Origin of the sequence: Yoonia sp. TsM2_T14_4 (assembly GCF_049602355.1) — a bacterium.
In the GTDB taxonomy this organism is placed as follows: Bacteria; Pseudomonadota; Alphaproteobacteria; order Rhodobacterales; family Rhodobacteraceae; genus Yoonia; species Yoonia vestfoldensis_A.
The window spans coordinates 920959-945727 of sequence record NZ_CP187137.1 but is presented as its reverse complement, the minus strand read 5'-3'; the positions used below and the strand labels follow the sequence as shown (position 1 = coordinate 945727).

General features: G+C 62.5%; 22 protein-coding genes. 7 read left to right on the top strand and 15 right to left on the bottom strand.

Annotation, left to right across the window (positions count from 1 at the left end; all coding sequences use genetic code 11):
- Positions 1-17 precede the first annotated feature (17 nt).
- Both ACPF9B_RS04570 and ACPF9B_RS04565 read right to left on the bottom strand, forming a co-directional pair.
- The gene (locus tag ACPF9B_RS04570) at positions 18-1301 is read right to left on the bottom strand and encodes a PQQ-like beta-propeller repeat protein (protein ID WP_007205138.1); all 1284 of its coding nucleotides are present in this window, start codon (positions 1299-1301) and stop codon (positions 18-20) included.
- 28 nt (positions 1302-1329) lie between these two features.
- Positions 1330-1989 (bottom strand): tetratricopeptide repeat protein, encoded by a 660-nt coding sequence (locus ACPF9B_RS04565; RefSeq protein WP_424179548.1) that lies wholly within the window; start codon positions 1987-1989, stop codon positions 1330-1332.
- Between the two features lie 248 nt (positions 1990-2237).
- Between ACPF9B_RS04565 and ACPF9B_RS04560 the strand changes: the two genes are divergently transcribed.
- Positions 2238-3455: an efflux RND transporter periplasmic adaptor subunit gene (locus ACPF9B_RS04560; RefSeq protein ID WP_424179546.1), complete on the top strand. Its 1218-nt coding sequence runs from the start codon at positions 2238-2240 to the stop codon at positions 3453-3455.
- The gene (locus ACPF9B_RS04555) at positions 3452-7132 is read left to right on the top strand and encodes an efflux RND transporter permease subunit (protein ID WP_424179544.1); all 3681 of its coding nucleotides are present in this window, start codon (positions 3452-3454) and stop codon (positions 7130-7132) included. Before ACPF9B_RS04560 ends, ACPF9B_RS04555 begins: the two co-directional genes overlap by 4 nt.
- Positions 7133-7141: 9 nt before the next feature.
- Here the strand turns inward: ACPF9B_RS04555 and ACPF9B_RS04550 are convergent, their stop codons facing one another.
- From ACPF9B_RS04550 to ACPF9B_RS04540, 3 genes are all read right to left on the bottom strand, one after another.
- The gene (locus ACPF9B_RS04550) at positions 7142-7483 is read right to left on the bottom strand and encodes a zinc ribbon domain-containing protein YjdM (protein ID WP_007205142.1); all 342 of its coding nucleotides are present in this window, start codon (positions 7481-7483) and stop codon (positions 7142-7144) included.
- Positions 7484-7582: 99 nt separating this feature from the next.
- Complete coding sequence (locus tag ACPF9B_RS04545; protein WP_424179541.1) at positions 7583-9409, bottom strand: ABCB family ABC transporter ATP-binding protein/permease; 1827 nt, start codon at positions 9407-9409, stop codon at positions 7583-7585.
- Between the two features lie 63 nt (positions 9410-9472).
- Positions 9473-10636 carry a LysM peptidoglycan-binding domain-containing protein gene (locus ACPF9B_RS04540; protein ID WP_424179539.1) on the bottom strand — a complete coding sequence of 388 codons (1164 nt, stop codon included), beginning with the start codon at positions 10634-10636 and terminating at the stop codon, positions 9473-9475.
- 109 nt (positions 10637-10745) lie between these two features.
- Here ACPF9B_RS04540 and ACPF9B_RS04535 point away from each other — a divergent pair, with 109 nt between their 5' ends.
- Positions 10746-11300 carry a TIGR00730 family Rossman fold protein gene (locus ACPF9B_RS04535; RefSeq protein WP_424179537.1) on the top strand — a complete coding sequence of 185 codons (555 nt, stop codon included), beginning with the start codon at positions 10746-10748 and terminating at the stop codon, positions 11298-11300.
- Here the strand turns inward: ACPF9B_RS04535 and ACPF9B_RS04530 are convergent.
- The 6 genes from ACPF9B_RS04530 to ACPF9B_RS04505 form a co-directional block, all read right to left on the bottom strand.
- A complete protein-coding gene (locus ACPF9B_RS04530) occupies positions 11295-12263 on the bottom strand; it encodes a threonine ammonia-lyase (protein WP_424179535.1) in 969 nt (322 codons plus the stop codon). The two genes, ACPF9B_RS04535 and ACPF9B_RS04530, sit on opposite strands and share 6 nt — an antisense overlap.
- A gap of 74 nt (positions 12264-12337) precedes the next feature.
- Entirely contained in the window at positions 12338-12937 is a 600-nt protein-coding gene (locus ACPF9B_RS04525) for a superoxide dismutase (RefSeq protein WP_424179533.1), read from the bottom strand.
- Between the two features lie 146 nt (positions 12938-13083).
- Positions 13084-13647 (bottom strand): sarcosine oxidase subunit gamma, encoded by a 564-nt coding sequence (locus ACPF9B_RS04520; protein WP_424179531.1) that lies wholly within the window; start codon positions 13645-13647, stop codon positions 13084-13086.
- Complete coding sequence (locus ACPF9B_RS04515; protein ID WP_424179529.1) at positions 13640-16648, bottom strand: sarcosine oxidase subunit alpha family protein; 3009 nt, start codon at positions 16646-16648, stop codon at positions 13640-13642. Before ACPF9B_RS04515 ends, ACPF9B_RS04520 begins: the two co-directional genes overlap by 8 nt.
- Complete coding sequence (locus ACPF9B_RS04510; RefSeq protein WP_040483158.1) at positions 16645-16974, bottom strand: sarcosine oxidase subunit delta; 330 nt, start codon at positions 16972-16974, stop codon at positions 16645-16647. The genes ACPF9B_RS04515 and ACPF9B_RS04510 overlap by 4 nt, the downstream gene beginning before the upstream one ends.
- Before the next feature lie 28 nt (positions 16975-17002).
- Positions 17003-18247, bottom strand: a complete 1245-nt coding sequence (locus ACPF9B_RS04505) for a sarcosine oxidase subunit beta family protein (RefSeq protein WP_424179526.1) — start codon at positions 18245-18247, stop codon at positions 17003-17005.
- A gap of 189 nt (positions 18248-18436) precedes the next feature.
- On the opposite strand from ACPF9B_RS04505, the gene ccmI reads away from it, so the two are divergent.
- From ccmI to ACPF9B_RS04490, 3 genes are read left to right on the top strand one after another with little or no spacing between them, the layout of a single operon-like run.
- Positions 18437-19633 carry a c-type cytochrome biogenesis protein CcmI gene (gene ccmI, locus ACPF9B_RS04500; RefSeq protein ID WP_424179524.1) on the top strand — a complete coding sequence of 399 codons (1197 nt, stop codon included), beginning with the start codon at positions 18437-18439 and terminating at the stop codon, positions 19631-19633.
- A complete protein-coding gene (gene ruvX / locus ACPF9B_RS04495; protein WP_424179522.1) occupies positions 19630-20106 on the top strand; it encodes a Holliday junction resolvase RuvX in 477 nt (158 codons plus the stop codon). Before ccmI ends, ruvX begins: the two co-directional genes overlap by 4 nt.
- Positions 20103-20345, top strand: a complete 243-nt coding sequence (locus ACPF9B_RS04490) for a DUF1289 domain-containing protein (RefSeq protein WP_424179520.1) — start codon at positions 20103-20105, stop codon at positions 20343-20345. Before ruvX ends, ACPF9B_RS04490 begins: the two co-directional genes overlap by 4 nt.
- A gap of 191 nt (positions 20346-20536) precedes the next feature.
- Here ACPF9B_RS04490 and ACPF9B_RS04485 read toward each other — a convergent pair whose 3' ends face one another.
- Both ACPF9B_RS04485 and ACPF9B_RS04480 read right to left on the bottom strand, forming a co-directional pair.
- Positions 20537-21607 (bottom strand): ABC transporter ATP-binding protein, encoded by a 1071-nt coding sequence (locus tag ACPF9B_RS04485; RefSeq protein ID WP_007205155.1) that lies wholly within the window; start codon positions 21605-21607, stop codon positions 20537-20539.
- Positions 21608-21677: 70 nt separating this feature from the next.
- The gene (locus ACPF9B_RS04480; protein WP_424179518.1) at positions 21678-22457 is read right to left on the bottom strand and encodes an SDR family oxidoreductase; all 780 of its coding nucleotides are present in this window, start codon (positions 22455-22457) and stop codon (positions 21678-21680) included.
- A gap of 97 nt (positions 22458-22554) precedes the next feature.
- Here ACPF9B_RS04480 and ACPF9B_RS04475 point away from each other — a divergent pair, with 97 nt between their 5' ends.
- Positions 22555-23511, top strand: a complete 957-nt coding sequence (locus tag ACPF9B_RS04475) for a Hint domain-containing protein (protein ID WP_424179516.1) — start codon at positions 22555-22557, stop codon at positions 23509-23511.
- On the opposite strand, the gene ACPF9B_RS04470 is transcribed toward ACPF9B_RS04475, so the two are convergent.
- Positions 23500-24099: a hypothetical protein gene (locus tag ACPF9B_RS04470; protein ID WP_424179514.1), complete on the bottom strand. Its 600-nt coding sequence runs from the start codon at positions 24097-24099 to the stop codon at positions 23500-23502. The two genes, ACPF9B_RS04475 and ACPF9B_RS04470, sit on opposite strands and share 12 nt — an antisense overlap.
- 54 nt (positions 24100-24153) lie before the next feature.
- The gene (locus tag ACPF9B_RS04465; RefSeq protein ID WP_424179512.1) at positions 24154-24762 is read right to left on the bottom strand and encodes a hypothetical protein; all 609 of its coding nucleotides are present in this window, start codon (positions 24760-24762) and stop codon (positions 24154-24156) included.
- Positions 24763-24769: the final 7 nt, after the last annotated feature.

The following is a 24769-nucleotide window of genomic DNA, read 5'->3' as shown; positions in this document are numbered from 1 at the left end:
GCTACACCATTCAGGGCCTAACGGAAAGCGTGCAGTTGCCCTGTCTTGCTGATGACGTAAAGGGTCTGGCCCGCCACCACCGGCGCCGAAGCCGCCCCACCGGGCAAGCCAATCGTGCCGATCAACGCGCCAGAGGCCGGATCAAACTGCCGGATCACCCCGTCAGAGGAGGCCACAATCAACCGCCCCCCGGCCAGTACCGGGCCGAAATGCGCGATCACGCTGCGCTGGCGGCCGGTATTGTCACCCTCAAAATCGGGCAGGTCCACGCGCCAGACAGGCGCGCCGGTGGCGGCATCAAGCCGAACCAGTTCGCTGATATCATTGACCATGAACAACGACCCGCCCGCAGGCCAGATCGGGCCAACAGCCCCCTCGCCCGCAGTCCAGATGCGGCTGCCGTCGCGGATATCAAAGGCAACGCTGCGTCCGCCGAAACTTGCGGCATAGACGCGGCCCGCGTCGATCACCGGCGCACCGGCGATATCGCTGACAAGACTGGCGGCACGGCCCAGCCGGTCACCCGCTACGACATTGGTCCAGCGCGGCAGCCCGCCCTGAGGATAGGTGGCCAGTATTTCACCCGACGGGAATGGAATCACCACGGTTTCACCGCTGACCGCAACGGCGGCGCTGCCCGCAAAGGTCGTCAGTGACGGCGTGCCGCTTTGTTGCCAGCGCGTCAGGCCTGTTGCGGCATCCAGCGCCCAAGCCGTGCTGTCGCGGGCCACGACATAGACCAGATCACCGTTGATGGTCGCAGGCGCATTGACCGGCGCGTTCAGCGTCTTGGTCCAGATCACCGCCCCCGTGGCGGGGTCTAGCGCGCTGATTTCACCAAATCCGGTCGTGACATAGACTCGCCCGCCGCCAAAAGACACCGCCCCGCCCGATGCCTGCCCCGCGTTGAAACGGTCAGGTGTCAGGTCGCGCTGCCAGATGGTTTGGCCGGCAGCCCCGGTCGCTGTCACCGTCGCGCCGGAATCAACGGTATAGATCACGCCGTCGACGACCACCGGTTCGCCTGTCAGGCGCGCACGGCGGCTGTCACCCTGCCCGATATCGGCAACAAAAACAGGCTGCAATGCCGCCCCAAGGGCAGGATGCGCCGGAATTGCCGCACGCTGGGTCCAGTCGGCATTGACCTGCGCCTGGGGCAGCGCCAAGGGCAGGGTCTGGTTGACCACAGGGGCTGTGTCGCGGATGTCGAACCGGTCGCCGGGCAGGATGATCTGCTCTTCACCACAAGCAGCCAGTACCGACAGGACGAAGGCAGCACCAATGAAGGGTCTCAGGGTCATGGGGGGTCCAATCCGTTTTTTCGGCCAGTTACTGCGCCAATGCGGCACCCGCCGCGTCTTCACCAAGCGCAATCAGCAGGGTCTGCACCCGGTCCGAGAGGCCACGGGTCACGGCGGCATCTTCGGCAATCTGGCGCAGGATCGCAACCGCGCCGGTCTGATCACCGGTTTCCAGCGTCAGATAGGCCATCTGTTCCAGCGCCAGCAGCCGAAAGGGTTGGCCAGGCTGGGCCAAAGGCGCAAGCGCGGCCAGACGGGCGGGCATGTCCCCCACAGGCAGCATCGCCGCCTTGATCGCCGCCAGATCGCGGTAGATCGCAGTGGTGTCGGCATTGGTGGCAAGCGCGCTTAAACTTGCGGCGGCGGCCTCGGCCTGTCCTGCCTGCTGTTGCGTCGATGCCGTCAGCAGCGCGGTGATTACGGCGGCATTGCCTGCGGCAGTCACCGCAGCCATCGCCGTCGCACGCGCCGCTTCGTCATTTTCGGCCAAGGCCGCGAGCAAGGCATCGCCCGCCGCCTGCGCTGCGGCGCGGTCTTGTGCGCTGCGGTATTCATTCCAGGCTGTGCCACCGACGATCCCCAGCACGATCAGCACCGCGACCCAGCCATAGCGGCGCAGATAGCCAAACAGCTTGTCACGGCGCATTTCCTCGGTGACTTCGTCGATAAAGCTGTCTGGATTGCTCATCCCGGCCCCCTTTTGCGCCGCAAGCGGCATGATCATTGCAGGGTTCATATCGTGAAGCCCGCCTACTGGACAAGAGCAGAGCGCAGATTGCCACCCCAAGGCACCAAATTCTCGCTTGTCGGCAGGTTAATGCCAGCATAACTTGAACTGAATGGTTCAGTTTAAAACGTGATCCACCCGCGCATTTTGCGCGTATTATCATCAGGCGTACTTTGATGCCTGTGTCTAAAGTCTGGAAAGGCCCGTCAATGCGCTTGATGTCGATGTTTGCGGCTGTGGTTGTCGCGGCTATTTTGTATCTGATTGTGTTTCAACGGGACCAATTGCTGGGTTTCGCGGGTGCCGACAGCGACACCCCCGTGACCGTCGCAATGTCAGACACGGCCACAGCGCAAGGGATTGGCGTCATTGCAATCCGCGCGCAGGCGCAAGCAATCGACAGCGCGGTCTTGCTGCGCGGCCAGACCGCAGCGGCGCGCGACGTGACGGTTGCCGCGGAAACATCCGGCCTTGTGGTGTCAGAACCTCTGCCCAAGGGCAGTTTTGTAAACGCGGGCGATACGCTTTGCACGCTCGACCCCGGCACGCGCGCCGCCACATTGGCCGAGGCGCGCGCCCGCCTGTCCGAGGCGCAAAGCCGCGTCCCCGAGGCCGAGGCGGGCGTCATCGAAGCGCAGGCGCGGGTGCGCGAGGCAGAGATCAATCTCAACGCGGCACGCGCGCTGTCACAGGATGGGTTCGCCTCTGAAACCCGTGTCGTGGGCGCGCAGGCGGCGATGGAGTCGGCCAGTGCCGGCGTGCAGCGCGCGCGCAGCGCGGTGTCATCCGCGCTGGCGGGAATCGAATCGGCCCAAGCCGCTGTCGCAAGCGCCGAACGCGACATTGCCCGCCTTGTGATCACTGCCCCTTTCGAAGGCTTGCTGGAAACCGATACCGCCGAGCTTGGGTCGTTGATGCAGCCCGGCGCGCCCTGTGCGACGATTATCCAGCTGGACCCGATCCGTCTGGTCGGTTTTGTCCCCGAGGCGGACGTGGGCCGGATCGCTGTCGGGGCGACGGCAGGCGGGCGATTCTCTGACCAGCAAGAGGTTGTGGGCGAGGTTACATTCCTGTCGCGCAGTGCCGATCCCGTCACCCGCACCTTTCGCGTCGAAGTGACCGTGCCGAACCCCGATCTGGCAATCAGCGACGGGCTGAGCGCCGAAATCATCGTCGCGGCCGACGGGCAATCGGCGCATCTGATCGCACAATCTACGCTGACGCTGAATGATGCAGGCACGCTGGGCGTGCGGATCGTCGGCCCTGACATGACCGCGCAATTCATGCCCGTCACCCTGCTGCGCGACACCGCCGAGGGCGTCTGGGTCGCAGGTTTGCCCGATGCGGTGGATATCATCACGCTGGGGCAGGAATTCGTCATTGATGGGGTGCCAATCGTGCCAACCTACGCAGAGGCCAACCAATGATCGGGATTGTCGATTGGGCCGCATCGCGCGCCCGCATGGTGCTGGCCTTTATCGCGCTGTCGCTGATCGCGGGGGGTGCCGCCTATGTCAGCCTGCCCAAAGAGGGCGAGCCTGACATCGAAATCCCTGCGGTATTCGTCTCGGTCCCCTTCCCCGGTATTTCCGCCGCCGACAGCGAAACGCTGCTGGTGCGGCCGATGGAAACCGAATTGTCCGATCTGGACGGGCTGAAAACCATGACCGCCACCGCCGCCGAAGGCTTTGCCGGCATGGCGCTGGAATTCGAATTCGGCTGGGACAAGACCAAGATCATCGCCGATATCCGGTCTTCCATGAACAACGCGCAGGCCAGTTTTCCTGCCGGTGCCGACCAATATTCCATCACGGAAATCAACTTTTCCGAATTTCCCATCATCATCGTCAACCTGACCGGCGATGTGCCGGAACGCACCCTGCTGCGCACCGCCAAAAGCCTGCAAGACCGCATCGAAAACATCGATGCCGTGCTCGAGGCCGGGCTGGCCGGTCAGCGCGACGAAATGCTCGAGGTGCTGATCGACCCGCTGCGGCTGGAAACCTACAACGTCACGGCAGGCGAATTGATCGGGGTTGTGACCAATAACAACATGCTGATCGCTGCGGGTGAAGTGGACACAGCCCAAGGCACATTTGCCGTCAAGATCCCGTCGTCGTTCAACAGCCCGCAGGATGTCTATGACCTGCCCGTCAAGACCAATGGCGACAGTATCGTCACCCTTGGCGATCTGGCCACGATCCGCCTGACATTCGAAGACCGCGTTGGCGTCGCGCGGTTCAACGGGGTCAATACGGTGGCCTTGCAGGTCGTCAAGCGCAAGGGGTTCAACCTGATCGACACCACCGCCCTTGTGCGCGACGCGGTCGCGGCTGAACGCGCCACATGGTCGCCCGAATTGCGCGCGGCAATCACCATCGGCACATCGAACGACCAGTCGCGCAGCGTGGCTTCGATGGTCAGCCAGCTGGAAGGCTCGGTGCTGACCGCCATCGCGCTGGTGATGATCGTGGTGCTGGCCTCGCTTGGGACACGCTCGGCGCTGCTGGTGGGTTTTGCGATCCCCACGTCATTCCTGTTATGTTTCGCCCTGCTGGCGGTGATGGATATCACGATTTCCAACATCGTCATGTTCGGCTTGATTCTGGCCGTGGGGATGCTGGTGGACGGGGCCATTGTCGTTGTCGAATATGCCGACAAACGCATCCAAGAAGGCACCGGCCCGATGTCGGCCTATACCGAGGCTGCCAAGCGGATGTTCTGGCCGATCATTTCATCCACCGCGACCACGCTTTGCGCATTCCTGCCGATGCTGTTCTGGCCGGGCGTGCCGGGGCAGTTCATGGGGATGTTGCCGGTCACTTTGATCTTTGTGCTATGCGCGTCATTGGTCGTGGCTTTGGTCTATCTGCCCGTCATGGGCGGCGTCACCGGCCGGATGAGCCGCGCCTTTGGCAAATCATCCGACATGTTGCGCGCGCGCCTGCCATGGGCCGCCTGTGCGGCGCTGGTGGTGCCTGCGATCATGGTAGTCTTTACCGGCGCGATGCTGGTGCTGAACCCGGCCTATCTGTCGGGCGATGCTGTCCAGACAACGGGCTTTGTCGCATCCCTGCCCGGGATCGTGCTGTTTCTGGGGGGGGCGGTCGGCTTGTCGATCACGCTGGGTGCGGCACGGATCGAACGGCCCGCCAAACGGATCAAGGCTGGCTATCAGCGCTCGCCCTTTGGCCGTGTCATGCATTTCATCGTCGGCAATCCCGTGATGCCGCTGGTCACGATCGCCGCGGTGATCTTTACCGTGGTGTCGATCTTTGGCTATTACGGTGCCAATAATAACGGGGTCGAATTTTTTGTCGAATCCGAACCCGAACAGGCGATTGTCTATGTGCGCGCGCGCGGCAACCTGTCGCTGGCCGAAAAGGACGCGCTGGTCCGGCAGGCCGAACAGATCGTGCTGGCACATCCGGGCGTGATTACCGCGTTTTCCTTTGCCGGTGACGGCGGGCTGAACACCGATGCAAGCGGCGCCAGCACCCCGCGCGACACGATTGGACAGGTCCAGCTGGAAACGATCCCCTGGGAAGACCGCGCCGGTATCGCCGCACTTGACGGTGATCTGGTGCTGGCGCAATTGCAGGACCAGCTGAACACCATCCCCGGGATCGAGACAGAGATTCTGGCACAGGCGCGCGGCCCCGCCTCGGGCAAGCCTGTGCATCTGCGGCTGAAAGGCGACGATTGGGATGATCTGATCAGCGCCGCCCAGATCACACGCGCCCATTTCGCGCAGACCCCCGGCCTGATCACGATCGAAGATTCGCTGCCCCTGCCCGGCATCGACTGGCAGATCGACGTCGATGTGGCGACCGCAGGCCGGTTTGGCGCGGATGTGGCCAGCGTCGGTGGCATGGTACAATTGGTGACGCGGGGCATCTTGCTCGATACGATGCGCGTTGACAGCTCGGACGAGGAAATCGAAATCCGCGTCCGCCTGCCTGAACAGGACCGCGTGCTGTCCACGCTCGATACCTTGCGCGTGCGCACGGCGGACGGGCTGGTGCCTTTGTCCAATTTCATCACCCGCACGCCGGTGGCCAAACTGGCGCAGATCGACCGGATCGACCAGCAACGCTATTTCGACGTCAAAGCGGGCGTCACCAGCGGGCTGACCAATCTGCTGGCAGATGGCAGCGCGGTGGCTGTCGCACAGGTCGACCGCAGCGCGACCGGCATGGCGCGCTACGGTGATGTGACGCTGCTGGATGGCACCACGGCGGATCGCTTTGCGCAATTGGTGGCGGATGGGGCCATCACCGAAACCCCGCTGAACGCCAATGAACGGATCGCCATGCTGACCGATTGGCTGTCCGATAACCCGCTGCCCGCCGGCGTCGCCTGGGAATGGACCGGCGATCAGGAAGAGCAGGCCGAATCCGGTGCCTTTTTGATGACCGCCTTTGCCGGGGCGCTGGGGCTGATGTTCATCATCCTGCTGGCGCAGTTCAACAGCATCTATAATTCGGTGCTGGTGCTGCTGGCCGTAGTGCTGTCCACCGCCGGATCGCTGGTGGGGATGCTGGTCATGGATCAGGCGTTTTCCATCATCATGACCGGCACGGGGATCGTGGCGCTTGCGGGGATCGTGGTGAACAACAACATCATCCTGATCGACACCTATCAGGATTACAGCCGCTATATGCCCAAGACCGAGGCGATCACCCGCACCGCCGAGGATCGCATCCGCCCCGTGTTGCTGACCACAATCACAACAATGGCAGGGCTGGCGCCGATGATGTTCGGCCTGAGCCTTGATTTCATGAATGGTGGCTATTCAATCGACAGCCCGACAGCACTTTGGTGGAAACAACTGGCCACGGCCGTGGTCTTTGGTCTTGGTATCGCAACGGTGCTGACGCTGGTCTTCACCCCTTCGATGCTGGCGGCGCGGGTCTGGTTTGTGACCTATGTGCAATGGGCAGCGCAATTGATGGCAAAACTGTCGATGGGCACCAGCAGCCGTGCCGCCCGCGACTGGGCGCTGGCAAGGCAAGCCGCACGCATCAAGGCACCAGAGGTGATCTGGGTCGAGGATGACGCGGCACCAGTTGCCAGCAGATCGCCGTTGCAGGCGGCGGAATAGCGTTGGACCCTAATCCATCACCTTTTTGACGAATTGGGATTTCAGCCCCATCTGGCCAAAGCCCGCGATCTTGCAGTCGATATCGTGATCGCCGCTGACCAGCCTGATGCCGGTGACCTTGGTGCCGACCTTGAGGGCGGTGGATGATCCTTTGACCTTGAGGTCCTTGATCACGGTCACGGTATCGCCGTCTTGCAGGATATTGCCCACAGCGTCACGGATCACATCGGCCGCATCCAACGCCGCATCGGGCGACCATTCATGCCCGCAAGCAGGGCAATTGAGCAGCGCATCCACCGCATAGGTAAAGCGCGCGCCGCAGTCAGGGCATGGGGGCAATGTATCAGGCATGGTGGTTTTCTTTCTTTGGCAAGGCGGGGTGAACCCCGCCCTACGATATTGCGTCGTTCGGGGTTGTTCCCGACCGGATCACGCAGGTGCTTTGCCGCGTCAAACCGCTGGCGCCTCTTCTTCGGACTGCCTGTTCCACAGATGCGCATAGCGTCCGTCCTGCACCAGCAATGCGTCATGCCGACCCTGTTCCACGATCACGCCGTTTTCCAGCACCACGATCAGATCGGCATCGGCGATGGTGGACAGCCTATGCGCGATGGTAATGACCGTGCGGCCTTGGCCCATCGCCTTGAGTTCAGCCTGAATTTCCATCTCGGTCTCGGTGTCAAGCGCACTCGTCGCCTCGTCCAGCAGCAGGATCGGCGGGTTCTTGAGCAAGGTGCGCGCGATGCCCACGCGCTGCTTTTCGCCCCCTGACAGTTTCAGGCCACGCTCGCCTACGGTGGTCTGATAACCATCCGGCAGGCTGGTGATGAAATCATGGATCTTGGCGGCTTTCGCGGCGGCGATGATCTCACCCTCACCCGCATCGGGGCGGCCATAGGCGATGTTGTAATGCACCGTGTCGTTGAACAGCACGGTATCCTGCGGCACCACGCCGATCTGCGCGTGCAGGCTGTCCTGCGTCACATCGCGCACGTCTTGATCGTCGATCAGCAAGGCACCGCCCGTGACGTCATAGAACCGGAACAACAGCCGCCCGATGGTGGATTTGCCTGACCCCGAGGATCCGACAATGGCCACCGTCTGGCCCGGCGCGACATCAAGGTTAATGCCCTTGAGAATACCGCGCCCCGCATCATAGCCAAAGGTGACATCGCGCAGGGTGACGCGCCCGCCGGTGACGGCCAAGGGCTTGGCATGGGGCGCATCATTCACCTCGGCCGGTTGGCCCAAAAGATCGAACATATCGCCCATGTCGATCAGCGCTTGGCGGATCTCGCGGTAGACCGTGCCAAGGAAATTCAGCGGCATGGTGATCTGGATCATATAGGCGTTGACCATGACGAAATCGCCCACCGTCAGATCACCGCGTTCAACGCCAATGGCGGCCATGACCATGACCAGCACCAGACCACCGGTAATCAGCACCGATTGGCCGAAATTCAGGAAAGCCAGCGAATAATTGGTGCGGACAGCCGCAGTTTCATATTGCGCCATGGCGCGGTCGTAACGGTCGGCCTCCCACTTTTCGGCGCCGAAATATTTGACCGTTTCAAAATTCAGCAGCGAATCAATCGCCTTTTGGTTCGCATCGGTGTCTTGATCGTTCATCACCTTGCGGATTTTCACCCGCCATTCGGTGACGGTAAAGGTGAACCAGACATAAAGTGCGATGGTCCCGACAACGACGGCCAGATACCAGACGTCGAACAGGTAAAACAACACGACCGAGATCATCGCCAGTTCCAGCATCAACGGCCCCATCGAAAACAGCAGGAACCGCAGCAGGAAATCCACGCCCTTGACGCCGCGTTCAATCACACGCGACAGCCCGCCGGTCTTGCGCGTGATGTGATAGCGCAGCGAGAGGCGGTGGATATGGGTAAAGGTTTCCAGCGCCAATTGCCGCAATGCGCGCTGGCCGACGCGGGTAAAGATCACATCGCGCAATTGCTGAAAGCCCACGTTCATCAACCGCGCAAAGCCGTAAGCCAGCGTCAGCCCGACCGCCCCCAACCCCAGCACGGTGGCCGCTGTCGCCCCGTCAGGGGCCAGCGCATCCACCGCTTGTTTATACAGGATCGGTGTGCCGACCGCGATCACCTTGGCCAACAGCAGGACCAGCATCGCGCCTATCACCCGCCGTTTGACCCAGCCCTGCCCCTGCGGCCACAGATAGGGCATCACGCGGCGAATGACGGACCAGCCCTGCACGCGGGTATTGCCAAGGTTCGTATCGGAATGGGTGGTTGGGCGCATAGCTGTCTCCGCGGTCTGAGACGTTACTAGGGCTCCGCCCGTCGATTGACCAGAGCCGCAAGGCTACTGCGCGATATCGGGAATCCGAAACACCTGTCCGGGATAGATCAGGTCGGGGTCGCGGATCAGATCACTGTTCGCCTCGAACACCTGCACATACAGGATTCCCGCGCCAAGGCTTTCTTTTGCAATCGCCCAAAGCGTCGATCCGGGCTGGACCGTGCGCACCGCCACCTCGAACCCGTCCCGCGCCGTGTCTTCGGCCATGACAGCAGCAACGCTGGCGGGTTCTTCGCGCTGAAACGGCGTTTCCATCCGCGACACGACGGTGCCATCCGCATCCACCTCGTCGATGCGCAGCGTATAGACACCTGTTGCCACAGGGGGCAGCGCGATGCTCCAATCGCCACCCGCCGTCACCGGCGCGGCCGCGACAGATTCGTTATCAAGATAAACCTGCACCTCGCCATCGCCAGTGGCACGCCCTGTCAGCTCCACCGCGCCGGCAGGATCATAGGTAATTGCGTCCAGCGCCACATTGGGTTGCGGCAGCACAGCGGCCCCCTGTGCAACGCGCACGCCATCCGCGCCGGTTTCCAGCACCACCGGCGGCGGTGCGGGTTCGGGGGCGATCTGGACTATTTCGGTCTCGGGCAGATCAGCCTCCTCGGTGGGCGGATCAATCGGGGCCTCTGCAGCAGTCTGTGGTGCGATCTGCGGGGTCGTCTCTGGAGCAATCTCTGGCGCTGCTTCGGCCACGACCACGGGGGCAATCGGCGCAACCATATAGCTGGTCTGCGATGGCACCGCCGCCCCGTCAGGATCAGCCAAGAGCGACAGACGGCGTGGCTGATCGGCCGGACCGGCACCGGCCAGCATCACGAAACTGCCGGTCGCATCCGCCGTCGCCCGCGCAATCGCGACACCGCCGAGAATCAGATCCACAACCTGCTCGGGTGCCGCGCGGCCCGCCACGATGATTGATCCGTCAGGGTCCAGCCGGAACGTATCAAATGCCGGCACAACAGGGGCCGCAACAACCGGTTCTGGTTCTGGTTCTGGTTCTGGCGCAGGCATCGGCGCCGTGGCTTCCGGCGCAGCCACGCTCGATACGGGCAATGTCGGGGATGGTGCGGGCAGCAGGATTAAAACCAGCGCCCCCAGCACGGCAGCCGCCAAAGCCCCCAGCGCCCAGGCACCCACCTGCGATTTATTCTGATCGTCCACGCCTTACACCCCGTCCCGGTCTTACCGGCAAAAATCCGCCCACAGCATTGAGACAATGTAGCAACCCCGCTATGAGCGGTCAAAGCCAAGCTGCATCAAAGGGGTAGCGATGTCCGATTTTCCAAGCTCAGTGTGTGTTTATTGCGGCTCTCGGGACGGAACCAACCCCGCTTATGCGCAGGCGGCGACCGAAACCGGCCAAATGCTGGCGCGCAACAGCTGGCGGCTGGTCTATGGCGCAGGTGACGTCGGGCTGATGGGACGGGTTGCCAAGGCCGTGCAGCAGGCCGGCGGGCGCACCTTTGGGGTGATCCCCACCCATCTGTTGGCGCTCGAGGTGGGCAAGCGTGATCTGGACAGTTTCGTCGTGACCGAAACCATGCATGAACGCAAAAAGGTCATGTTCATGAATGCCGACGCGGTGGTCGTACTGCCGGGCGGGGCGGGCAGCCTTGATGAATTCTTCGAGGTGCTGACATGGCGCCAGCTGGGCCTGCACCGCAAACCGATTGTCTTGCTCAATATCGCGGGCTTCTGGGACCCGCTGCTCGCCTTGATGCACCATGTCGTGGCGCAGGGTTTCGCGGGCGATGATATCCTCGCCTTCGTCAGCGTGGCGGCTGATGTGAGCGCCTTGGAACAGGCGCTGCAAGACGCGCTATAACGCTGCCATCAGCGTGGCATAGCGGGCGAGCGAAATATTGGACCCACAGGCGATGATCCCCACGCGCCGCCCGGCCAGATCATGCCGTAATGGCCCGATGATCGCGGCAAGCGACGCGGCACAGGCCGGTTCGGCGGTGATCCGCAGAATGGATTGATAAATCTCCATCGCGCGCAACATCGCTGCATCGTCGATCCGCACAATCCGGTCAACATGGGCCTGCGCCACCCCGAACGTATAAGGCAGCGCCATGGGTGCGCCCAGACTGTCAGCAATGGTGGCGATCTTGTCCAACGTGACCGGCGCGCCCTGCGCCAAGGATTGGAACATGCTGTCGGCACCATAAGGTTCGACCCCGATCACCTGCGCATCGGGGCGCAATTGGCGGATCGCACAGGCCATGCCCGAGATCAGCCCACCACCGCCGACAGGCACAACGAATGTATCCAGATCAGGGGCCTGCGTGACATATTCCAGCGCACAGACAGCCGCCCCCAGCACCATATGCCGCGCCTCGAACGGATGCAGCAAGGCGCGGCCCTGCGCGGCGGCGACGTTCATCGCGCCAAAGGCCGCAGCCATATCATCATGCAAGGACACACGCGCGCCCAAAGCCTCGCAGCCTGCGATGCGCGCGGGATCAGTGGCCCGCGGCATGCAGATCAGCGCATCCACCCCTGCCGCGCGCGCTGCCCAAGCGACAGCCAGCGCATGGTTGCCACCGCTGGCCGCGACAACGCCTGCAGCACGCTGGCCCGCATCCAGCCCCGCGATGCCCAGATAGGCCCCGCGCGCCTTGAACGATCCCGCCTGCTGGAACAATTCCAGCTTGACCGTCACGCCTGCGCAATCGGGCAAAACGCCGTCCCAGCGCGCTGATGTCAGCGGCAGGACCGGCGTGGCGATCACCACATCGCGTAAACACTCCGCCGCCGCCTTGATCGCTGCGAGTTCCGGCCCCATCGCATATCCCCCAAAGAAAAAACCCGCAGGACATGTCCCACGGGTCTTTGATCTTGTCTATGCTCAGACGGCGGTTACATCCGGCCGGCGACGTTTTCCCAATTGACCAGATTGTCGAGGAAGTTGGTCAGATAGGCAGGCCGCTTGTTGCGGAAATCAATGTAATAGGAATGTTCCCAGACATCACAGCCCAGCAATGCGGTCTGGCCGAAACACAAAGGGTTCACGCCATTCTCGGTCTTGGTGATCGCCAACGACCCATCAGCCTTTTTCACCAGCCAGGCCCAGCCGGACCCGAACTGGCCCGCACCAGCGGCGCTGAACTGCGTCTTGAACTCATCGACCGAGCCAAAGCTTTCCACCAGCGCCTTTTCCAGCGCGCCGGGGATCTTGCTGTCGGCGGGGGTCATCATTTCCCAGAACTGATTGTGATTCCACAGCTGGCTGATGTTGTTGAAGATCCCATTCTGTGCGACGGCGGCCGCGTCATAGGTGCCGATGATGATCTCTTCCAACGATTTGCCGGCCCATTGGGTGCCTTCAATCGCCTTGTTGCCATTGGTCACATAGGCATTGTGATGGATATCGTGGTGAAATTCCAGCGTCTCGGCAGACATGCCTTTGGCGGCCAGCGCATCATGGGCATAGGGCAGATCGGGAAGGGTGAATGACATGGTCAGTCCTCTGTGTTGTTCAGCATTGCGTTGCCCTTTAGGTGGCCCCCGGCTGCGCAAAGGTCAAGGGCGCACACCCTTTTCCCCCATCGTTGGAGCCCAAATATCCCCGCCGGAGGCCCCGCGCCCCGCGCGGGATCTGGCGCTCAGAACACCCCGACAGGGCCTGCCTTGGCCGAAGCCACCAGCAGGTCATGGACATAATCCGCAACCGACCGGAAACAGACCACAGCAAATGTATCCGCATCCACCATCCAGAACGCAGCAGCGACCTGCCCCAGATGGCTGCGGCGAAAATCACCCGTGCCGAATGTGGCCGGGTGCAGATCGGCGGGGGTCAACTTGGCCAAGATTTCGCGCGCAAAACCACCTTCAACATGGATCAGCGCGCGCGCGTCCGACACGTTTTCTGCAAGGTAATGTTGTCCCGCAAGCGCCGCATCAATCTGCGCCAAGGCATCTGTCACCTCTGCGTAAGGCAGCATCACCAGCACTTCATCTGGTGACATCCAGGCGATACCGCGATCTTCGCCCAGGGCAATTTTCGCTTTTTCAGGAAAAGCTTGCCCCGTGATCTTCTTGCACACCGCGCGCAGTTTGGCGTTTGACAGCTCACCGCGCAGGGTGATCATGCCGCATAGTCCCGCCTCGCGGATCGTGACCTCGCCTGCGGTGCTGCGGCCTTGCAAGGCGCTGATGGGATCAGACATTCTGCTTTGCCCCTTCCTTGTCATAAAACACCGGATCGACGATGCGCGCCTGCACGGTCTTGGCGTCATCCACGGTGTTAAAGGTAATCACCTCGCCCATCCGGTCAGGGCCGCGATGCACAAGGCCCATCGCGATCCCGCGCCCCAGCGTGGGTGAATGATAGGTCGATGTCACGCGCCCTTGCGTGTTGCGCTGGCCATTGGCGTTGCTGCCGTCAGCAATCGCATAGGCCCCGTCCGGCAGGACCGACCCGTCCAGCGTTTCCAGCCCCACCAGCCGCCAGCGGTCGGGGTTGTCCATGAAACTGCGGGCATGGGCGCGCTTGCCCAGATAATCGTCTTTCTTCTTGGACAAGGCCCAATGCAGGTTCAAATCCTGCGGGATCACCGTGCCATCGGTTTCATCGCCGATCATGATGAACCCTTTTTCAGCGCGCATGATATGCAGCGCCTCGGTGCCATAAGGCATGATCCCGAATTCCGCACCCGCATCTACCAGCGCATCCCAAAAGGCACGGCCCTGCCCCGCAGGCACGGCGATTTCATAGGACAATTCGCCCGAGAACGAAATCCGGAACACCCGCGCATCAAATCCGCCGATCTGCCCCGCCTGCCATTGCATGAACGGCAGCGCCGACAGATCCGTGCCACCCAGCTTGTCGAGCAGCAGCTTGGCCTTTGGGCCAACCACGGCGACCTGCGCCCATTGTTCGGTGACATTGGCGACATAGACTTTCCAGTCCCACCATTCGCATTGCAGCCAGTCTTCCATCCAGGCGTGGATACGGTCAGCACCCCCGGTGGTGGTGTGGCAAAGCCAGGTATCCTCAGACATCCGCGCAACGACACCGTCATCCATCAAAAACCCGTTTTCCGAACACATCAGCCCGTAACGGCATTTGCCGACACCCAGATTGGACATCATATTGGTGTAAAGCATATCCAGAAACTTGCCCGCATCCGGCCCCTTGACGATCAATTTGCCAAGGGTCGACGCATCGAGCAGCCCGACATTGCTGCGCGCATTGGTGACCTCGCGGTTGACCGCATCATGGACGCTTTCACCGGTGCGGACATAGGCAAAGGGCCTGCGCCACTGGCCCACGGGTTCGTTATCCGCGCCATTGGCAGTGTGCCAATCCGACATCGGCGTCTTGCGCAAAGGCTGGAAAACGCCGTCGCGTGCCGCACCCGCAATCGCCGCCATCGAAATCGGCGTATAAGGCGGGCGGAATGTCGTCGTCCCGACATTCGGGATCGCCATGTTCAGCGCATTGGAAAGCACAGCAAGGCCGTTGATATTGCTCAACTTTCCCTGATCCGTTGCCATGCCGAGCGTGGTATAGCGTTTGGCATGTTCGACGGACTCAAACCCTTCCTGCGCGGCCAGCTGGACATCGGTCACCTTCACGTCGTTCTGGAAATCCAGCCATGTCTTGGACCGCAGCGCATAGCTTGCCCCTTGCGGCATCATCCAGACGGGGGCCATCCGACCTTCGTCGGCATCGGTCGCCACAGGGGCGGCGGTGATACGCTTTTTATGACCCGCGTCATGCGCGGCGGCCTTGCCAGCGGCGATCCCGTCAGCCAGCACGTCAGCGCTGCGCAGATGGCCATTGGCCACCCCTGCGGCAATCACGAAACCGGCACCATCAGCACCCGTCGGCGGGCGGGCCGTATCGGGGCGGAACATCGCCTGCGCATCGTCCCAGACCAGCTTGCCACCGCAATGCGACCACAGATGCACGACCGGCGACCAGCCGCCCGACATCGCGACGCAATCGCAGGCGATCTCCTCCAGCACGGCACCCTCGCCCGCTTGGGCGCAAAGCGTCACGCCAGTGACCCGCTTGCCACCTTTGACCTTTGCGATGCCTTTGCCATCGGCAATCCGGATGCCCAAGGCGCGCGCTTGGTCGATCAGCGGCCCTGCGGGGGCGGTACGTGCATCGACGATGACCGGCACCTCCAGCCCCGCCTCTTTCAGCGCAATCGCGGTGCGATAGGCGTCATCGTTATTGGTGACAACCACGGTGCGATCCCCGATGGACACGCCGAAATTCACCGCATAATCGCGCACAGCCCCGGCCAGCATGACGCCTGGCAGATCGTTGCCCGCAAAAGACAAAGGCCGTTCAATCGCACCCGTCGCGGTCACGATCTGCGCCGCCCTGATCCGCCAGAGCCGGTGACGCGGGCCATCCTGATCGGGCGCATGGTCGGTCAGGCGTTCATAGGCCAAAGTATAGCCATGATCATACACACCCGCGCCCATACAACGTGCACGGATCGTGACATTTGACATCTTATCAAGTGCTTGCAGCGTGGATTTAATCCAATCCGCTGCATCCATCCCGTCGATCTGCGCCCCGTCCACGACAGCGCGGCCACCCCAATCGGCGGTCTGTTCGATCAGCAGAACCCGCGCGCCGGCCTGTCCTGCGGCCAGCGCCGCGGCCAGCCCCGCGATCCCGCCACCCACGACCAGCACGTCAACATGCAGGTTGAAATGCTCATAGGTGTCTTGGTCACGGTCCTTGGGCGCGCGGCCCAGACCGGCGGATTGCCGGATGAACGGCTCATAGACATGTTTCCAAAAGGCACGCGGGAACATGAACATTTTATAGTAAAAGCCCGCAGGCAGAAACCGTGACAGATGCGTGTTGATCGCACCGACATCGAATTCCAAACTCGGCCAATGGTTCTGGCTGGTGGCTGTCAGCCCGTCGAACAGCTCGGTCGTGGTGATGCGCTGGTTCGGCTCGAAAGCCGCACCCTGCCCCAGATTGACCAGACCATTGGGTTCTTCGGCGCCTGCCGCGACAACGCCGCGCGGGCGATGGTATTTGAACGACCGCCCGACCAGCATCTGGTCATTGGCCAACAGGGCAGAGGCCAGCGTATCGCCCGCGAAACCGCGCAAATTCTTGCCGTTGAAGGTGAAACTGACAGGCTTTGTGCGGTCGATCAGGCGACCATGCCCCGCAAGACGCGTACTCATGCGAAATCTCCCCATGTCCAGCCGGGGCGTTTGGCGGATATTTTGGCGCGCAGATCAGGCGGCGGTTCCGTTGTCTGCGCGGGATAGGTGCCGAAGACTTCCAGCGTGGCGGTGCAGCGGGCGGCCAAAAACCATTTGCCGCAGCCGTAAACATGCCGCCAGCGTTCGAAATGCACGCCCTTTGGGTTTTCGCGCATGAACATGTAATCCTCGAACTGGTCATCGGATGATCCGGGGCCGTACCGTTTCAGATGCGCCTGCCCGCCCGCATGCAGATCGGTTTCATCGGCATCTGTGCCACAATAGGGGCAATGAAGGGTCAGCATAGGCGCACCTTTTGTCTGGAATTCGTCATCAATGCGCGACCCCTGCGGCGACGCTTTCATCAATGAATTTGCCTTCGCGGAAACGGAACATCGAAAATTCATCTGTCAGTGGCGAGGCGCCCTTGGCCATCAATTCGGCCATCGCCCAACCTGATCCGGGGATCGCCTTGAAGCCGCCCGTGCCCCAGCCGCAATTCACGAACACCCCATCGACAGGGGTTTTCGACAAAATGGGCGAGCGGTCGCCTGTCACATCCACAATCCCGCCCCATTGGCGCAGCATTTTCAGGCGCGCGATCATCGGGAAAGTCTCGATCAGGGCGCGCACGGTTTCCTCGATATGATGGAAACTGCCGCGCTGGGTATAATTGTTATAGCCGTCGGTGCCGCCACCGATCACCATTTCGCCCTTGTCGGATTGCGACATATAGCCATGCACGGTGTTGGCCATCACGACGACATCCATACAGGGCTTGATCGGTTCAGACACCAGCGCCTGCAAGGCCACCGATTCAATCGGCAGCCGGAACCCGGCCATCTGCGCCATCACACCCGAATGGCCCGCAACGACCAGCCCGAGCTTGTCGCAATCAATCGCACCTTTGGTGGTATCGACGCCAACAACGCGGCCCCCATCGCGGCGGATCGCCGTCACCTCGCATTGCTGGATCACATGCATGCCCATATCCGAACAGGCCCGCGCATAACCCCAGGCAACTGCATCGTGGCGCGCCGTACCACCGCGCGCCTGCCACAACCCGCCCAGCACGGGATAACGCGGCCCGTCGATATTCATGATCGGGCAAAGTTCCTTGACCTTCTCAGGGCCGATCCATTCGGTTTTCACCCCTTGCAGCGCATTGGCATGCGCGGTGCGTTTGTAGCCACGGATTTCGTGCTGGGTCTGCGCCAGCATGATCACGCCACGCGGGCTGAACATGACGTTATAGTTCAGGTCCTGGCTCATGGTTTCATAAAGGCTGCGCGATTTTTCATAGATCGCCGCTGACGGGTCCTGCAAGTAATTCGACCGGATGATCGTGGTATTGCGGCCCGTGTTGCCACCGCCAAGCCAGCCTTTTTCCAGGATCGCCACATTGGTGATGCCGAAATTTTTGCCCAGATAATAGGCCGTGGCCAGCCCGTGACCGCCTGCGCCGACGATGATCACATCGTATTTCGCCCGTGGCGCGGGGTTGGCCCAGGCACGGGTCCAGCCGGTATGCTGGCGGAACGCTTCTTTCGCGATGGCAATGGCGGAATATCGTTTCATCTGCGCGCGATTCCCTGTCTAAACTATGCCCCTGTCTGGACCTTTCGGGGTGTGGAAAGGATACTGCCAGCGGCGCCTGGACCGCGATTTACGACATGCCCGCGACACTGTGAAGGGACGTGGCGTCGCAGGCCCTTTTCACCTTGGCCCATGGCGGCTATGTCGGGGCGAGCAAATGCGTGAGGGCATATGATATTCTGGATTTTGGTCGGCTTGATGACATTGGCCGTGGCGGGTTTGATGGCAATCCCCCTGCTGCGCGCGCCCGATGTGCAAGGCGAAAACCCCGATATCACCATCTACCGCGCGCAACTGGCCGAGATTGACCGCGATCTGGAACGCAGCCTGCTCGACCCGGCAGAGGCAGACCGTTCGCGCACCGAAATCGCGCACCGCCTGCTGGCCGCCAGCCGCAGACAAACCGCCCCGTTGCACCACCACAAACGGCAAGGGCTGACCGCTGTCACAGTGCTGGCCGTGATCGCGGCGGTGACGTTTGCGACCTATACGCAGCTGGGCGCGCCCGGATATGGCGATGTGCCGTTGCAGGCGCGGCTGGCGGCCTCGGACGCCATGCGCGCCAACCGGCCCGCGCAGGTGTTTTTGGAACAGGTGGCGCCACCACCGCCGCCCGTGAATGTCCCCGATGATTACCGCGCCGCCATCGACCAGCTGCGCGACATCGCCCCGACCCGCCCCGACGATCTGGAAGCCTGGTCGCGGCTGGTCTTTCACGAGGTCGAATTGCGCAATTATTCCGGTGCCGCCGTGGCACAGGAACGCCTGGTCGCGATCATGGGCGATGACGCGCAACCTGCCGACTTTGTCCGCCTGCTGGACCTGCTGGTCGTCGCGGCCGGTGGGCTTGTCTCGCCCGAGGCCGAACAGGTGATCCGCGACATCCTGGCGCGTGACGAGAGTAACGCCGCCGCGCGGTATTATTTGGGGCTGCTCTACGACCAGACCGACCGGCCCGATCTGGCCTATCGTCTGTGGCGCGATCTTGCCGAAAACGGTGATCTGGCCAGTTTCCACGTCGCCTCGGCCCGCCAGCTGATCGAGGATGCGGCCTTTCGCGCGGGTGTCGATTACACTCTGCCAGAGGTGCGCGGCCCATCTGCTGATGACATTGCCACAGCGCAGGACATGACCCCCGAAGACCGGCAGGCGATGATCGGCGGCATGGTTGCGGGCTTGGCCGACCGGCTGGCCAATGACGGCGGCACCGCAGCCGATTGGGCGCGGCTGATCACGGCTTATGGCGTGCTGGGCGAAACCGACAACGCCCGCGCAATCTGGGTCGAGGCGGCGGATGTCTTTGGTGCCAATGCCGAGGCGATGGCGACCCTGACCCAAGCCGCACGCAACGCAGGCGTGGCGGAATGATCTGTGCCACGCCCGAGGATTTCGCGGCCCAACTGCCACGGCATGGTGCTGTCGCGGGGCTGGATCTGGGGACGGTGACGATCGGGGTGGCAGTGTCGGACCTGATGCGCAGCGTGGCGACCCCGCTGGAAACCATCAAGCGCCGCAAATTCACGCTCGACGCCGCGCGGCTGTTCGAAATCACGACCCACCGGATGATCGCGGGGCTGGTGCTGGGCCTGCCGCGCAACATGGACGGGTCCGAAGGCCCGCGCTGTCAGGCGACCCGCGCCTTTGCCCGCAATCTTGAAAAATTAACGCCGCTGCCGATCACCTTTTGGGATGAACGTTTGTCCACCGTGGCCGCCGAAAGGGCCATGCTGGAGGCGGATATGTCCCGAAAGCGTCGCGCAGAGCGGATCGACAACGTCGCAGCCAGCTATATTCTGCAAGGCATGCTGGACCGGCTGCGACATCTGGAGGCGCGCGCGTGACCATCCCCGAACCGACCGACCACATCTGGAAACGGGCCGAAATCGACAGCCCCTGTATCAAGATCTGCGTGATCCAGCCCGCAACACGGCTGTGTACGGGCTGTTTGCGCACGATCGACGAGATCAGCGCGTGGTCGCGGATGACGCAAGAGGCACGCGCCGCAGTGATGGCGGACCTGCCCGCGCGCAAGGGGCTGGTCGCCAAACGGCGCGGGGGGCGTGCGGGACGGGTCACGTGAGGGGGCAAGACGTTTGCTTAGCCGTTATGAACGACGCAAATTCACCCTGCTTTGTGCCACTTTCAGAACTTCAAAATATCACTGGTCCCAAGCCTTCCACTGAACCGAGACGCAGTGGGATACAAATCTGAAACGGATGAATTGGGCGATTTCAGCAAGAAATGATCCGGTAAGGTGGATCATGATCCACCCTACCCCCTTGGAAACACGAAACACCGGTCTCGCCGGATCATAATCCATAATGGCGTTCCCACCTTTGGCAAAAACACCGATGGCACCGCCGCGCGCAGGATTGACCCGTCAAAATCCATGCGGAACTCGACCAGTGACGATGCCCCGATGAACCGCGCGCGCTGCACCACACCGCGGGCGGGGGTGCCGTCTTGCGGGGTGGGGTTCGGGCCGCGACCGGCGCGGTCGAAGTCGATTTTCAGATGCTGGGGGCGGATCACGATATCGACCTCGGTGCCGTCCGGCACGCCGGGGGCCAGGAACTGGCCGAATGGCGTATCGGTCAAAGCCCCTTGCACCTTGCCTTTGATCACGTTGATATCGCTGAAAAAACCAGCTGCTTCCAGATCCTTGGGGGCGTTGTAGATATTATAGGGCGATCCGCGCTGCACGATCCGGCCATCGCGCATCAGCGCGATTTCATCGGCCATGCGCAGCGCCTCGTTCGGTTCATGCGTGACCAGCAGAACGGCGGTGCCTTCGCTTTTCAAAATCTCCAGCGTCTCGTCGCGGATATCGTCGCGCAGGCGGTCATCAAGGCCGGAAAACGGCTCGTCCATCAGCATGATGCGCGGCTTGGGCGCCAGCGCGCGGGCCAGTGCCACGCGCTGTTGTTCGCCGCCCGACAATTGATGCGGGTAATCATGCAGATAGCGCAGCATGCCGACCTTTTGCAAAAGGTCCGTGACCCGCCCGTCATCGCGCTTTCCGCGCAGCCCGAAACCCACATTCTGCGCGACGGTCAGATGCGGGAACAGCGCGAAATCCTGAAACATCAACCCGATGGACCGGCCTTCGGGCGGCACGCGGTCCACCGTGTCGCAGATCAGCTGGCCATCGACATGGATCGTGCCGCTGTCTTGCATATCGACGCCCGCAATGATCCGCAGCGTGGTGGATTTGCCGCATCCCGACGGCCCCAGCAGGCAGGTCACCTGCCCTGGCATCACCGTCAGGCTGACGTCATCGACCACGCGCCGCCCGGCAAAGGTCTTGACCAGATGGCGGGCGGCAAGGCGTGGCAGTGTCATGCGAACAATCCCTGATCAAAACAATTGGATTTCGCGGACCTAACAACCCCGCCCTGCCGGTGCAAGTGGCTCAGATCGTCGCGTTGATCGCCCCGCCGTCCAGCACGATATTCTGGCCCAGGATGAACCCGGCATGCTGGCTGCACAGAAACGCGCAGGTCGCGCCGAATTCTTCTGCCGTGCCATAGCGGCGGGCGGGGATCGTCGCCTCGCGCTGTGCCTTGGCCGTGGCCATGTCAATGCCCTGCGCCGTTGCAACGCCAGTATCAAGGCTGATCGCGCGGTCGGTCGCATGGATGCCGGGCAACATGTTGTTGATCGTGACCCCGTGCTGCGCCACCTGCCGCGCGGTGCCTGCGACATAGCCGGTCAGCCCCGCGCGCGCGGCATTGGACAGGCCCAGCTGCGCAATCGGTGCCTTGACCGACCCCGAGGTGATGTTAACCACCCTGCCCCAGCCTTTGGCGATCATGCCGGGCAACAGCGCCTTCATCAGCGCGATGGGTGCCAGCATATTGGCATCAAGCGCCTTGATGAAATCATCGCGGTCCCAGTCCGACCACAGCCCCGGCGGTGGACCGCCTGCGTTGGTCACGAGGATATCGACACTGCCCGCAGCATCAAGCAAGCGCGCGCGGCCTTCCTCGGTTGCCACATCGGCGGCCACGGTGGTGACCTGCACGCCGAAACGGGCGCGGATCTCGGCAGCGGTCGCCTCCAGCGCGTCCGTGCCGCGTGCGTTCAGCACAAGGTTCACGCCTGCGGCGGCCAAAGCCTCGGCGCAGCCGCGCCCCAGCCCTTTTGACGATGCGCAGACCAGTGCCGTTTTGCCTGAAATTCCCAGATCCATTGTGTTCCCCCCTTTATTGCGCCCCTGACCTAGCATCCCCGCCGACCAAGGGCAATTTGATCTTACCCCAGTCGCGCCCAGGGTGTAGAGATCGGGGATGGCAAACACCCTGATCACGATCGAAGTGTTCCGCGCCGAGGATGTGTGCGTCATCGACGGTGTGCTGACCGGCGAAATGCTCGGCTTTGCCGACGCGCTGGTTTTGGACGATATCTATGCGCTGGCGGCGACATCCGTGCCGCTGTCGCTGGATCTGGTGACCGGACAGACCGGGCTGCGCCGCAAAACCGGCGCGCGCAATGCGGTGCATCTGGATTGCTGCCTGACGCTGATGGCCGCTGATGGCACCACCCATGACGCGCTGGTGCTGGTCGAGGAAAGCGCGGGCCTTGCCATCGCCATCTATCTGATGGCCTTGGGTGATATCGTGCCGGACCAATCCTATCGGCTGGTCGGGGTCGCGCGCGAAACCGCGACCCGCCGCTTTGCGGACGCGGCGGCAGGGTCATTCGCACGCGGCACGCGGATCACCATGGCGGATGGCCAGATGCGCGGGGTCGAAACGCTGGTCCCCGGCGATCTGGTGCTGACGCGGGATGCAGGCAAACAGCCGCTGCGCCATGTGACACAGGCCACGATGCGCGCGACGGGCCGCTTTGCGCCGGTGGTCATCACCCAAGGCACCCTGCACAATGACGCCGATCTGGTGCTGCGCCCCGACCACCGGTTTTTCGTCTATCAACGCAGCGACCTGCTGGGCGCGGGCCATGCAGAGGTGCTGATCCGCGCGCGCCAATTGGTCGATGATGTGACCGTGTTGCGCAGGCGTGGCGGCTATGTCGATTATTTCCAGCTGGTGTTCGACGATCACCACATCATCTATGCCGAAGGGATCGCCGCGGAATCGCATCTGGTCGATGCCACGACCCGCCATGCCATGCCCGCCGATGTGCCGCTGCACCGCCACCGCCCGCATCTGGAATATCAGGTCCGCGACAGCCTGATCGACCCTGCAACGGCAGCGGCGCTGCTACGGCGCGCCTCAACCTCCTGAATTTGCGCGTTCGGCGGCGAAACTGCCGTCAAACAGCTGCAGATCATCGCCCTGCCGCACGGCCCCGCGCGCGATCACGCCAGCGACACCCGCGCCTTGCGGGCCGTGAAAATCGCCCGACATTTCAGCGGTGACGTCATGGGCCACGGCATTCTGCGTCAGGGTGCCAGACAATTCGGCGGTAAATTGGTAATCACGTGCGGTGGCGGCATCGGGGTAAAACCGGCCATCGCTGATCTGCAAATGCCCTGTCACCGGACCAGCCCCGCCTTGCAGATTGCCGATACGCCCGGTCACCGGATCAGGTGCTGCGCCAAAATGGACGCGCAGGTCCAGATCGCCGTCATAGCGGGCAGCCGCCGCGCCGCCCAAAGGCAGAGAAAGCCGCACACGCCCTGCATAGGCCACCTCGCCCATGGTGGGCAACGTGGCAAAAGGCGTGATCCCCGCTGTCGTCACGCGGTCCCGCAAGGCGGCAAAGCCATCCGCAGGCGCACCATTGCCTGCACCGACATCGCCCCCACCCCCGCCGGAACAGGCCGCCAGACCAAAGACGATGCACACACCGAGACACACAAATCGTACCATGCCGCTTTGTCCGGTATTTTGGTTAATAAAGTGTTATGATGAGAGCCTGAGGCGTCACGGTGCAGCCTGTTCGGCCACCAGCACCAGCGTGCCGGTGCGCGTGACCCCATTAAGCGACAAAGAAGGGTCCAGATCGGACGCCGATACCGCGCGGACAGGATCGCCCAGAAACACGCCTGCCATTGTGCCTGACACGGCCAGCACCTGGCCCGCGCCGGACAAAGCCCCTGCATAGCTTAATTGCAGATCACGCGCGACCGGCGCATCGCTGATCGTGATGTCACCGCCGAAATCCTGCACGCCACGGCCCGGCACGGTGCCGAAAAACCCGTCCATCCGGCCGCTGGCGCCGGAAGTGCTGAAATCGAGATCCAGCCGTGCATCGCCGATCAGCACCAGGTCTTGCGCCCCTTCGACGCGCAGGGTGGCAAAACCGCTGAATTGCGCGCTGCCATCGACGGGCAGCGCGCCGGTCGTGGGGGCCACCCCCATGACACCGGCCCCGGGATCGCCCAGCACCCTGACCCGCTGTGCGGCATAGATATCCAGCCGCGCCAGTCGCGGATCAATCCCGCTGCCGGGGCTGTCGCCACCGCCGCCACCCCCGCCGCCACAGCCCGACAGGATCACGCAGATCGCCAGCCTTCGCGCCAAGAAACCCATTCTTCCG